The organism is Ruegeria sp. D7 (assembly GCF_056534355.1).
This window is the reverse complement of sequence record NZ_JBQFPG010000010.1, coordinates 75,860-87,872: the sequence shown is the minus strand read 5'-3', so window position 1 is coordinate 87,872 and position 12,013 is coordinate 75,860. Positions and strand designations below refer to the sequence as shown.

The window sequence follows — 12,013 nt, the reverse complement described above, 5'->3', positions numbered from 1 at the left end:
ATGTTCCGCCTGACCGAATACATGCAGCAGCTCGTCAAACCGACACCGGTGCGCAGACGCCGTCCCGGCCCGGTGAAGCCGGTAGTAATCTGGAACCTGACGCGGCGCTGCAATCTGAAATGCCGCCACTGTTACACCGTTTCAGCAGATGTCGCGTTCCCCGGTGAGCTCAGTCACGAGCAAGCCATGGTAACCCTTGAGGATCTGGGCCAATTCCGCATCCCGGCCCTGATCCTCTCGGGTGGGGAACCGCTGGACCGGTTCGATTTCTTCGACATCGCCAAACGCGCCCGCGATCTGGTGCCGATGCTGGCACTGTCGACCAACGGTACGCGGATTTACGACGAAACCGCCGACATGATCGCCGACGTGGGCTTCAACTATGTCGGCATTTCGCTGGACGGGATCGGGGCCACAAACGACTGGTTCCGGGGCGTCGAAGGGGCCTTTGCCGACGCCCTGCGCGGTGTTCGCGAATGTAAGAAGCGCGGCATCAAAGTGGGTCTGCGTTTCTGCCTGACCGAGGGCACACAGCACCACCTGCCTGACCTGCTGCAACTGTGCGACGACGAGGGTGTCGACAAGTTCTACCTGTCTCACCTCGTCTATGCCGGGCGCGGTGACAAGAACCGAGGCGAGGATGCCGAGCATTTGCGCACCCGTAAGGGTTTGGATTTGTTGTTGGAACGTGCGTGGGAAGCCGTCTCGGGCGGTCGTTCGCTGGATATCGTGACTGGCAATAACGATGCCGATGCCGGGTATTTCCTGAACTGGGTCCGGGCGCATTTCGACGACGATAAGGCAGCGCATGTGCGAGAGCATCTGGCGGCGTGGGGTGGAAACTCCAGCGGGCTGGGCGTGGCCAATATCGACAATCTGGGCCGCGTGCATCCCGACACCTATTGGTCCGATTACACGGTCGGCAATGTGAAGACCAAACCGTTTTCCGAGCTGTGGACCAGCGATGACCCGATGCTGGCGATGCTGCGTACCCGTCCGCGTCCTTTGAAGGGGCGTTGCGGGGCCTGTCAGTTAAAGGATGTCTGCGGCGGCAACACCCGCATCCGTGCTCTGCAACTGACCGGCGACCCGTGGGCCGAGGACCCGGCCTGCTATCTATCAAACGAAGAAATCGGCGTGCAGGGCGCAGGCGAGCGTCTGCAGGTCACGCCGTTCCGAGGGAAAAGCCATGATCCGGCGCATCAATTCTTTTGACACCTTGAAAATCGGCACATTCTGCTCGCTGCTGCTGACCGGCGCAGCTTGGGCTGATGCACCTTCGGATTATGCTGAATTCTGTGCCTCATGTCATGGCGAAAACCGTCTGGGTGGGGTCGGTCCGGCGCTGATCCCCGAGACGTTGAAACGGATGCGTGGGCCACGCGTGGCGGCGGTGATTGCCGAAGGGCGTACGGCCACCCAGATGCCTGCGTTTTCGCACGAGTTGGACGCGTTGCAGATCGAGGAACTGGCGGGATGGTTGAAATCTCCGCTGGAGACCGATCCCGAATGGGGCGAGGCCGATATCATGGCCAGCCGGACTCTGGATGATGAGTACGTATCGGTTGACGCGCCTGTCTGGGACAGCGACCCGATGAACATCACGCTGGTGGTGGAAACAGGCGATCATCATGTCAGCGTGCTGGACGGCGATACGTTCGAGGTTCTGGATCGGTTCGAAACCCCGTTCGCCGTGCATGGTGGGCCGAAGTTCAGCCCCGATGGGCGCTATGTCTTCATCATGTCGCGCGATGGCTGGGTGCAGAAATATGATATCTGGGCGCTGAAACAGGTGGGCCGCGTGCGCGCGGGGTTAAACAGCCGCAACATCGCCATGTCGGGTGACGGCAAATGGGTGGCGGTAGCGAACTATTTACCGAACTCGCTGACCCTGCTGTCGACAGAGGACTTGTCGGTCGCGAAAGTCATTGAAGTCAAAAGCAAAAAGGGCGTTCCCAGCCGTGTTTCCGCCGTTTATCAGGCACCGCCGCGCGAAAGCTTTGTTCTGGCGCTGAAGGATGTCCCCGAGATTTGGGAGGTGTTCTACGGGGCCAACCCGCCGCAATCCGGTATAGGCCACGATTTCCGCATCGAGGGGCAGTTCAAGAACCCCGACCCGTTCCCCGTGCGCAAGATCACCACGCCTGATTATCTGGACGATTTCTTTTTCGATCAAAGTTATGAATACGTTATGGGCGCCTCGCGTGATGGCAAGGGCGGGCAGGTGATTGATCTGGTGATCGGTCATAAGATCGCAGATCTGGACCTGCCGGGTATGCCTCACTTAGGTTCGGGGATCACCTGGCAGCAAGGCGACACCACCGTGATGGCTACGCCGCATCTGACCGATGGCACGGTCTCGGTGATCGACATGGGAACATGGGAAACCGTCAAGCGGATCAAAACCGAAGGGCCAGGATTTTTCATGCGCAGCCATGAGAACTCGCCTTACGTCTGGGCCGATGTGTTCTTTGGCCCGAACAAGGATGCCATGCACGTGATCGACAAGCAAAGCCTTGAAATCGTGAAAACTTTGCGCCCCGCGCCGGGCAAAACCGTGGCGCATGTAGAATTCACCAAGGATGGCAGTCACGCGCTGGTTTCGATCTGGGAAGATGACGGCGCGGTGATCGTCTATGACGCGCAAACGCTGGAAGAGGTCCGCCGCCTGCCGATGCGCAAACCGTCTGGGAAGTACAATGTCTGGAACAAAATCACCTTCTCGGAAGGCACCAGCCACTGAAGGCGAATGGCCGGTCTGGAAGCTGGCCATCCTGCTTTACCCAGCCACGGCTCTGACCGTGGCCATCAACCTGTTTCTGGCTGGACTGATCCTGCACAGCGCGGGGTTTGGTGCCATTGAACCAGTACCTGCGATCTTATGGTCCATCCCCTTGGGCGTGCCCGCCTCATGGCTGGCAGGGCGCTGGGTGCGTGGCCTGATGGATGAGGCAGACGATTGATTTAAAAAGAAAATCAGAAATTTGCTTCACCTAACCTAAGTCAAGTCGCGACTCGGTAGAATCCAATACCCCAAAGGCATAGCTTTCCGAGTCGGAGACTCCATGCCTGCCCTGATCCCTCTGCACAATCTCCCTGTACGCGCAACTCGCGCGGCATGTGGGTTGGCAGGCATATTCCTTCTGTTGTTGCAGACCTTTGGACCGGCGCTGGCGAGTCCCGGTGAAAGTGTCTGGATGGAGATCTGCTCGGAAGGCGGCGCGGTCTGGGTTGAAGTTGATCTTGAGGAGGATACCGAAGACCCGACCGCGTACTGCCCAAAATGCGCCGATTGCGCGCTGTGCGCTGTCACCAGTGCAGCGCCTGCACCCGAGCTGGTGCAGGTACCGCAAATCGGAAACTTCCGTGTTGTACAGCTTCAGAACAGCAAATCTTCCATGTTGTACAAGTCGCATATGCTGTGGCCCGAAACCCGGGGACCTCCGCGCCCGACCCAAGAAACTGCTGAACGCGCCCTGCGCGCGACCATGGTGTCCACCCTAAGTATCGGAGGTGCGCCGTGGTCGTAAGTCGCGCAATCCACATAATGCTGGCCCTTGCCCTGTCCTGCCTGATGGCGATCAGTGCCAATGCCGACAGCCTCGCCAGCTTCCTGCCCGAGATTGAACCCGCCGATCTGGCCCCCGGTGCTGATGCCATTGGGCCGGTCCGCGATGACGTTCCGGTTGCACCCGTTCTGAAGGCCGGCGAGACCGTTGCCTGGGCCTTCCTAACCTCTGACTTCGTTGGCACCACCGGCTATTCCGGCAAACCGATCCATGTGGTCGCCGCCATCGATGATCAAGCGGTGCTAACCGGTGTGCAACTGGTCAAACACTCGGAGCCCATCGTTCTGATTGGCATCCCCAACGCGCGCATGGTTGAGCTGACCGAAGGCTATGCCGGTCTGGACTTGAAGGTTGAGGCTGAAACCGGCGGTGAGGGGCATGACCTCGATATCATCTCGGGGGCCACCGTCACGATCATGGTGATTGATGACAGTCTTGTGCGCGGTGGCATCAAGGTGGCGCGGGCGCTGGGGTTGGGCGGTTTGTCTCCGCTGCAGGCCGATGGGCCGAAACGCGAAGTCGATCTGGCGCAGGATGCGGTATACGACTGGACCACCCTGTCCGGCGACGGCTCGGTCCGGCGACTAACGCTGGATATCGGGCAGGTCAACGCTGCGTTCGAAGCCACCGGAGATCAGCGCGCCATCAAACGCCCTGAACCCGGCGAACCCGATGACACCTATATTGATATGCATATGGCGTTGGTATCCGTGCCGTCGATCGGCAAGTCGCTGCTGGGTGAGGCCGAATATCAAAACATGGTCGACTGGCTGGACGAAGGCGAGCAGGCCATTCTGGTGCTGGGGCGTGGGGCCTACAGCTTCAAGGGCTCGGGCTATGTCCGGGGCGGTATCTTTGACCGGATACAGCTGATCCAGGGCGACAATTCGGTCCGGTTCTTTGACAAGCAACAGCGCCGGTTGGGCAAGGTTGCGGCAGCGGATGCGCCCACCTTTACCGAGTTGGACATCTTCAAGATCCCCGCTGAGGCCGAGTTTGATCCGGCCGAGCCCTTCCGCCTGCAACTGTTGGCGCAGCGGGCTGTGGGCGCGGTTGAGAAGACCTTTCTGACCTTCGATCTGGGCTACAAACTGCCCGAGCAGTATCTGCTGCCCGTTACGGCCCCTGTAGTCGTCGATGACGCCACCGGCGAGGCAGCAGCCAAGGCCGCGCTTTGGAAACGCATCTGGAAGGATCGCACGGTTGAGATCGGGGTGCTGGGCGTCATGCTTTTGGTGCTGACGGCGACATTCTTCTTCCAGTTCCACGCCACCATGAACGCCCGCGTCTTCTATTGGTTCCGCATCGGATACCTGACCATGACGCTGTTCTTCATCGGCTGGTACGCCAATGCGCAGCTGAGCGTGGTGAACCTGATGGCGCTGGCAGGCAGCTTGCGCACGGGATTCTCCTGGGATGCCTTCTTGCTGGACCCGTTGGTCTTCATCCAATGGTTCGCTGTCGCTGCCGCGCTGCTGTTCTGGGGTCGGGGTGCTTATTGCGGCTGGCTGTGCCCGTTCGGCGCGCTGCAGGAACTGACCAACAAGATCGCGCGGGCCTTCAAGGTGCCGCAGTGGACACTGCCCTGGGGCCTGAATGAGCGGCTCTGGCCTGCGAAATACATGATCTTCCTCGTGTTGTTCGGGATCAGTTTTGTCTCGATCCCGCTGGCTGAGACCTATGCCGAGGTCGAGCCGTTCAAGACCGCGATCATTCTGAAATTCATGCGCGACTGGCCCTTCGTAGTCTTTGCGCTGACCCTGCTGGGGATCGGGCTGTTCATCGAACGGTTCTATTGCCGCTATCTCTGCCCCTTGGGTGGTGCGCTGGCGATCCCTGCCCGTATCCGCATGTTCGACTGGCTGCGCCGCTACAAGGATTGCGGCACCCCCTGTCAGACCTGCGCCAACGAATGCCCCGTTCAGGCGATCCACCCCACCGGTGAGATCAATCCGAACGAGTGCGTCACCTGCCTGCATTGTCAGGTGCTCTACCAGTCCGAGGACAAATGTCCCGTCGTTATCCGCCAGTTGAAACGGCGGGCCAAGACAGGGTCGGTTCAACCGAAAACCCCCCTCGGACAACCACCGGCGAACCATCCGAACGCCAAACCGCAAACCGTTTCCTAAAAAGGAGGAACGATCATGTCGGAACACGATAAGAAACTGAACGTCACACGCCGCGGACTGCTGGGTGCATCTGCAACCGGCGCCGTGTTGGCCGGAACCGGTCTGGGCAGCACCCTGATGACCGCGAAAGAGGCCAGCGCCGCCGCCAATGCCGCGCTGGAGCCCGGCGAGTTGGACGAATATTACGGCTTCTGGTCCTCGGGTCAGACCGGCGAGGTGCGTATCCTCGGCGTGCCGTCGATGCGCGAGTTGATGCGCATTCCGGTATTCAACCGCTGCTCGGCCACCGGCTGGGGCCAGACCAACGAGTCGCTGAAGATCCTGACCGAAGGGCTGCTGCCCGAGACCAAGCAGTACCTGGCCGCCAATGGCAAAGTCACCTATGACAATGGCGACCTGCACCACCCGCACATGTCCTTCACCGATGGCACCTATGATGGCCGCTATCTGTTCATGAATGACAAGGCCAACACACGCGTCGCGCGCATCCGTTGCGACGTGATGAAATGCGACAAGATCATCGAAATCCCGAACGCGCATGACATCCACGGTCTGCGTCCGCAGAAATACCCGCGCACCGGCTATATCTTCGCCAATGGCGAACACGAGGCACCGCTGGTCAATGATGGCGAAATCCTCGACGATCCGTCGCAATACGTGAACATCTTCACCGCCATCGACGGTGATACTATGGAGATCGCATGGCAGGTGATGGTGTCGGGCAACCTCGACAACACTGACTGCGACTATCAGGGCAAATACGCATTCTCGACCTCGTATAACTCGGAAATGGGTATGAACCTGGCCGAGATGACCGAGAATGAGCTGGACCACGTGGTCGTGTTCAACCTGAAAGGCATCGAAGACGCGATTGCTGCTGGCAACTATCAGGAGCTGAACGGCGTCAAGGTCGTGGACGGGCGCAAAGAGGCGGGCGGTAACCTGACCCGTTACATCCCGATCCCGAACTCGCCGCACGGAGTGAACGCAGCACCCGACAAGAAACACATCATGATCAACGGCAAGCTGTCCCCGACCGTATCCGTGATCGATGTGGAAAAGGTCGATGCGCTGTTTGCCGACAATGCCGATCCACGCTCGGCCATCGTGGCGGAACCGCAGCTGGGTCTTGGCCCGCTTCACACCGCGTTTGATGGCAAAGGCAACGCCTACACCACCCTGTTCCTGGACAGCCAGGTGGTGAAGTGGGACATCGCCAAGGCCATCGAAGCCTACGGTGGTGCGGATGTTGATCCGATCCTCGACAAAGTGGATGTGCATTATCAGCCGGGCCACAATTCGACCTCGATGGGCGAAACGGCTGAGGCTGATGGCAAGTGGCTGATTTCGATGAACAAGTTCTCGAAAGACCGCTTCCTGAACGTCGGGCCGCTGAAGCCGGAAAACGAGCAGTTGATCGATATCTCGGGTGATAAGATGAAGGTGGTCCATGACGGGCCGACCTTTGCGGAACCGCATGACTCGATCCTCGTGCACCGGTCCAAAGTGAACCCGGTCAATGTCTGGGATCGCAACGACCCGATGTGGGAAGATGCCCGCAAACAGGCCGAGGCTGATGGTGTAGATCTGGAAGAGGGTGCCGAGGAGCCGATCCGCGATGGCAACAAGGTGCGGGTCTACATGACCTCGACCGCGCCGGTGTTCAGCCTTGAGAAGTTCACCGTCAAACAGGGTGACGAGGTAACGTTGTATGTCACCAACCTGGATGACGTGGATGACGTGACCCACGGGTTGTGTCTGTCGAACTTCGGCATCGCGATGGAGGTTGCGCCGCAAGCCACCGCGTCGGTCACCTTCATTGCCGACCGTCCGGGCGTGCATTGGTTCTATTGCCAGTGGTTCTGCCACGCGCTGCATATGGAGATGCGCGGCCGGATGTTCGTTGAGCCGCGGAGCGCATAACCATGCGTTGGTCCCTGCTCATACCGCTCCTGCTCGGCTCGCCCCTTTGGGCGGCGGATTGGGATGTGCCCAACCGGGCAGGGGCCATCAACGAGATACTGGCGCAGGCGGCGGATGGGGACACCCTCCGCCTGAGCCCCGGCGTTTACACAGAAACGCTGGTTCTGGACCGGCCCGTCACGATTGACGGGCTGGGACAGGCCACCATCGACGGACAAGGCGAAGGCAGCGTCATCACCGTGACCGGGCCGGGTGTGACGGTGCGCGGGCTGACGGTGATCGGATCGGGCTCGGACCATGACGGGATCGACAGCGGCATCCAGTTGACCAAGACGGCCCATGCGCCGGTGGTCGAAGACAATGTGCTGCTGGGCAATCTCTATGGCATCGACATCCATGGGGCCAAGGACAGTATCGTCCGGCGAAACCGGATTGAAGGGCGGCAAGACCAGCGCATGAACGAGCGTGGCAATGGCGTCTATGTCTGGAACGCGCCGGGTGCGGTGGTTGAGGACAACGATATCCGCTATGGCCGCGACGGAATCTTTGTAAACTCGTCGAAGAAGAACACCTTCACCGGCAACCTGTTTCGCGATCTGCGTTTTGCCGTGCATTACATGTATGCCGACAATTCGGTGGTCAGCGACAACGTCTCGATCGGCAATGATCTGGGCTACGCGGTGATGTTCACGACCAATGTGACCGTGGCCGATAACGTCTCGATCGGCGACCGCGAACATGGCGTCATGCTGAACTATGCCAACAAAAGCACCATCACCGGAAACGTAGTGAAAGGTGCCAAGGAAAAATGCACCTTCCTCTATAACTCGAACAAGAACGAGTTCACTGATAACTGGTTTGAGGGGTGCGGCATCGGCATCCACTTTACCGCTGGCAGCGAGCGCAACCGCATCGTTGGCAATTCATTCATCGGGAACCGGACGCAGGTGAAATATGTCTCGACCAAATGGGTCGAGTGGTCCGAGGACGGGCGCGGCAACTACTGGTCCGATTTCGCCGCTTATGATGTGGATGGCAACGGCATTGCCGATGCCCCCTATCGCCCCAATGACAGTATGGACCATGTGCTGTGGACCCAACCCTCAGCCAAATTGTTGCTCGGCTCCCCTGCCGTGCAGCTGGTGCGCTGGTCTCAATCGGCCTTCCCGGCGCTGTTGCCGGGGGGTGTGATGGACAGCAACCCATTGATGCAAGCCCCTGAACCCCCAGCTATGAAAAAGGTGCCTCATGACGGATAAGGCCCTGTCAATCGACCATGTTCTCAAGGACCGTGGAAAAAACCGCGTTCTTGACGATATCACCCTGTCTCTTGCCCCCGGTCAGCGCGTTGCGCTGTTGGGCCATAACGGTGCGGGCAAGTCGACGCTGATCAAATCTATCCTCGGCCTGACGCCGATCCATGGCGGAGCCATTCGGATCGGAGATGCCACCCCCGGCAGCGCGCAGGCGCGTCGCGAGACGGCCTATCTGCCCGAAGCGGTGTCGTTTCATCCCGCTTTGACAGGGCGCGAGCAGTTGACCCTGTTTGCGCAGCTTTCAGGTGCAAAGGCCGACGTGCTTGGCCTGTTGGAGCGCGTTGGTCTCAGCGACGCATTGGACCGCCGGATCGGTACCTATTCCAAAGGCATGCGGCAACGTCTGGGTCTGGCGCAGGTGCTGTTGGGTCAACCGAAAGTGGCTTTGCTGGATGAGCCGACAAGCGGGCTGGACCCGATCTCGCGGCAGGACCTTTATGCCATCATCGACGAGCTGGCTGCCCAAGGCACCGCCGTTCTAATCGCCAGCCATGCGCTGACCGAGGTCGAGGCCCGTACTGATCGCATCGCCATCATGCGCAAGGGCCGGATGGTCGCTGATGACACCCTGAACAATTTGTCGGCTCTGGCCGGTCTGCCGATCCGCCTGAAGGTGCGCGCCAGTGCCAATCCTGATGTGCTGGCCGCCGAACTGGGTGGCAACCGGATCAATGGTGCATCCGTTGAATTGCTCTGCGCACCCGAAGACAAGATGGAGGCGCTGCGCCGGATCGCCGGGTTGGGCGACGCGGTGGCGGATGTGGAAATGACCCCGCCCAAGCTGGAAGACCTCTATCGCCACTACGCACAGGAGGATTTGCAATGACCCGCTTCCTCGCCATCACCCGCACTGAAATGCTGATCCTGCGCCGCAACCGCTGGCTGCTGGTCGCCACGCTGATCATGGTTCTGTTCGCCTTGGCGCTGACCTTTGCGGGCAGCGCACCAACCGGCACGTTGGGAGTCGACATGCTGACCGTCTCGGTGGCCTCGATGACCACGCTTTCGGTCTATCTTGCACCGCTCTTGGCGCTGATGATCGCCTTTGACGCCATCGCGGGCGACGTGGATCGCGGCAGCCTGTCACTGCTGCTGTCTTACCCGGCCGGGCGCGGAGAAATCCTGTTGGGCAAGTTCACCGCCCATCTGGCCGCGCTGGCCTTTGCCATGACCATCGGTTTCGGCACCGCTGGCGCAGTGGCCGCCTTCTTTGGTGGCGCGGGTCCGGAAAGCCTGATGGCTCTGGTCCGCCTGATCCTCACATCTATCCTGCTGGGCGCTGTCTTTCTGGCGCTTGGATACTTGCTGTCCGCCCTGGCAAAGGGGGCCACGGCGGCGGCAGGTTTGTCGGCCGGGCTCTGGCTGGTTTTTGTCGTCCTCTATGATCTGGGCCTGTTGGGGGCCGTCGTCATGGACAAGGGCGGCACCTTCACCCAATCCGTCTTTCCGTGGGTGATGGTGGCCAACCCGGCCGACGCATTCCGTTTGTGGAACATCGCCGCAACCGAGGGCGTCGCGATAGCCTCGGGCATGACCGGGGCGGCGCAGGCCCTGCCGGTCTGGGCCGCGCCTGCCTCGCTGCTGATCTGGCCGGTGCTGGGCTTTGCCCTCGCGCGTCTCGCATTTCGGAGAGTTGAGCCATGAGATACCTTGCCCTGATCGCTCTGGTCGCGTTGACGGCCTGCAAAGAAGAGGTGGCCGAGGCCCCCGACCCGGTTGATCTCACCCCGGATGCGCTGAGTTATTTCTGCCAGATGAACATCGCGGAACATGGCGGGCCCAAAGGGCAGATCCATCTGGAAGGCTATCCCGCGCCTTTGTTTTTTGCGCAGGTGCGCGACATGCTGGCCTATCTGAAAAGCCCCGAACGCGATGCGAAGATTACCGCTGTTTATGTCAGTGACATGAGCGTCGCGCCCAGCTGGCGGCAACCGGGGATTTCCAACTGGATCGCCGCCGATGGTGCGACCTTTGTCGTCGGCGCCGATGTGGCCGGCGGCATGGGTGCGCGCGAAATCGTGCCCTTTGGCGACCCCGCCGCGGCAGAGGCGTTCATTGCCGAATATGGCGGCGTCGCCCTGCCACTGTCTGATATTCCCGATGCCGAAGTGCTGGGCCCCGTCGATTTGAACCTCGCGCTGGAGACGCCCGCATGACCATTCTGACCCGCCGCCGTTTCCTGGCCATCTCAGCCGCCTGCGCCGCCGTACCCGCTGCTGCTGGCAACGTCGCCCAATGGCGCGGTATCGCGCTGGGCGCACCCGCCAGCCTGAGGCTGGAAGGCTCGACGGGCGCACAGGCCGCGCCGATCTTTGCTGCGGTCGAGGCAGAGCTGAATCGGCTGGAGGATATATTCAGCCTCTACCGGACGCACTCGCAGATCAGTCAGCTTAACCGGATCGGCCACCTGGTCACCCCGGCGCCTGAGCTGCTGGAGGTGCTGAGCCTGTGTTCCACGCTTCACGACGCTTCGGGCGGGGTGTTTGATCCGACGATCCAGCCTCTGTGGCTAGCGCTCGCCAGTGGCGCGGCGGGGTCGCAAGTGGAACACGCGCGCCAGACGATTGGTTGGGACAAGGTTCACGTAAGCGCCGGTGAGATCCGCCTGCCGCAACCCGGACGCTCGGCGATTACCCTGAACGGGATTGCTCAAGGTGCGATCACTGACCGGATTGCCGCTTTGATGCGATCCTTCGATCTGCGCGATGTGCTGGTGGATATGGGCGAGGTCGCCGCCCTTGGCCAGCGGAGCAATGGCGAGCCGTGGCGCGTCGGGCTGGCCAAGCCCGACGGTGCTGTCGCCAAACGGATCACACTGCAGGACCGCGCCGTCGCAACCTCGGCCCCCGAAGGCACCATGCTGCAGGGCGATCAGGGGCATATCCTGAACCCGAAAGGGTTGGGTGCGACCTATCAGGCTGTATCAATCTCAGCCCCGCAGGCAGCATTGGCAGACGGGCTCTCAACCGCCCTATGCCTGACCCCACGTGCCAAAACAAACGCGATGGTATCGCGGTTTCTGGGCGCGCGTATCGAGCTGAGTATCTGAGCGCGGGTAAGACTTTTCGCAAGAGGA

Annotated in this window: 11 protein-coding genes; all 11 read left to right on the top strand. The window is 60.6% G+C overall.

Features of this window, described 5'->3' with window-relative positions; translation table 11 throughout:
• The 11 genes from nirJ to ACRZ9U_RS14620 all read left to right on the top strand — a co-directional run bounded on the left by nirJ (nt 1) and on the right by ACRZ9U_RS14620 (nt 11,986).
• Complete coding sequence (gene nirJ / locus ACRZ9U_RS14670; protein WP_480887281.1) at nt 1–1,215, top strand: heme d1 biosynthesis radical SAM protein NirJ; 1,215 nt, start codon at nt 1–3, stop codon at nt 1,213–1,215.
• Entirely contained in the window at nt 1,190–2,743 is a 1,554-nt protein-coding gene (locus tag ACRZ9U_RS14665) for a nitrite reductase (RefSeq protein ID WP_170408077.1), read from the top strand. The genes nirJ and ACRZ9U_RS14665 overlap by 26 nt, the downstream gene beginning before the upstream one ends.
• A complete protein-coding gene (locus ACRZ9U_RS14660; protein ID WP_170408076.1) occupies nt 2,700–2,963 on the top strand; it encodes a hypothetical protein in 264 nt (87 codons plus the stop codon). Before ACRZ9U_RS14665 ends, ACRZ9U_RS14660 begins: the two co-directional genes overlap by 44 nt.
• A 102-nt stretch (nt 2,964–3,065) precedes the next feature.
• On the top strand, nt 3,066–3,530 hold the full coding sequence (locus ACRZ9U_RS14655) for a DUF2946 family protein (protein ID WP_480902165.1): 465 nt from the start codon (nt 3,066–3,068) through the stop codon (nt 3,528–3,530).
• A 17-nt stretch (nt 3,531–3,547) separates the two neighbouring features.
• On the top strand, nt 3,548–5,698 hold the full coding sequence (locus tag ACRZ9U_RS14650) for a 4Fe-4S binding protein (RefSeq protein ID WP_480902268.1): 2,151 nt from the start codon (nt 3,548–3,550) through the stop codon (nt 5,696–5,698).
• Between the two features lie 15 nt (nt 5,699–5,713).
• A complete protein-coding gene (gene nosZ, locus ACRZ9U_RS14645) occupies nt 5,714–7,621 on the top strand; it encodes a TAT-dependent nitrous-oxide reductase (RefSeq protein ID WP_170398107.1) in 1,908 nt (635 codons plus the stop codon).
• A gap of 2 nt (nt 7,622–7,623) precedes the next feature.
• Nucleotides 7,624–8,880 carry a nitrous oxide reductase family maturation protein NosD gene (locus ACRZ9U_RS14640; RefSeq protein WP_170408070.1) on the top strand — a complete coding sequence of 419 codons (1,257 nt, stop codon included), beginning with the start codon at nt 7,624–7,626 and terminating at the stop codon, nt 8,878–8,880.
• On the top strand, nt 8,870–9,763 hold the full coding sequence (locus ACRZ9U_RS14635) for an ABC transporter ATP-binding protein (protein WP_170408068.1): 894 nt from the start codon (nt 8,870–8,872) through the stop codon (nt 9,761–9,763). Before ACRZ9U_RS14640 ends, ACRZ9U_RS14635 begins: the two co-directional genes overlap by 11 nt.
• Nucleotides 9,760–10,581: an ABC transporter permease gene (locus ACRZ9U_RS14630; protein ID WP_170408066.1), complete on the top strand. Its 822-nt coding sequence runs from the start codon at nt 9,760–9,762 to the stop codon at nt 10,579–10,581. The genes ACRZ9U_RS14635 and ACRZ9U_RS14630 overlap by 4 nt, the downstream gene beginning before the upstream one ends.
• Nucleotides 10,578–11,093: a nitrous oxide reductase accessory protein NosL gene (locus ACRZ9U_RS14625; protein ID WP_170408064.1), complete on the top strand. Its 516-nt coding sequence runs from the start codon at nt 10,578–10,580 to the stop codon at nt 11,091–11,093. Before ACRZ9U_RS14630 ends, ACRZ9U_RS14625 begins: the two co-directional genes overlap by 4 nt.
• Nucleotides 11,090–11,986 (top strand): FAD:protein FMN transferase, encoded by an 897-nt coding sequence (locus ACRZ9U_RS14620; RefSeq protein WP_170408062.1) that lies wholly within the window; start codon nt 11,090–11,092, stop codon nt 11,984–11,986. Before ACRZ9U_RS14625 ends, ACRZ9U_RS14620 begins: the two co-directional genes overlap by 4 nt.
• Nucleotides 11,987–12,013 lie beyond the last annotated feature (27 nt).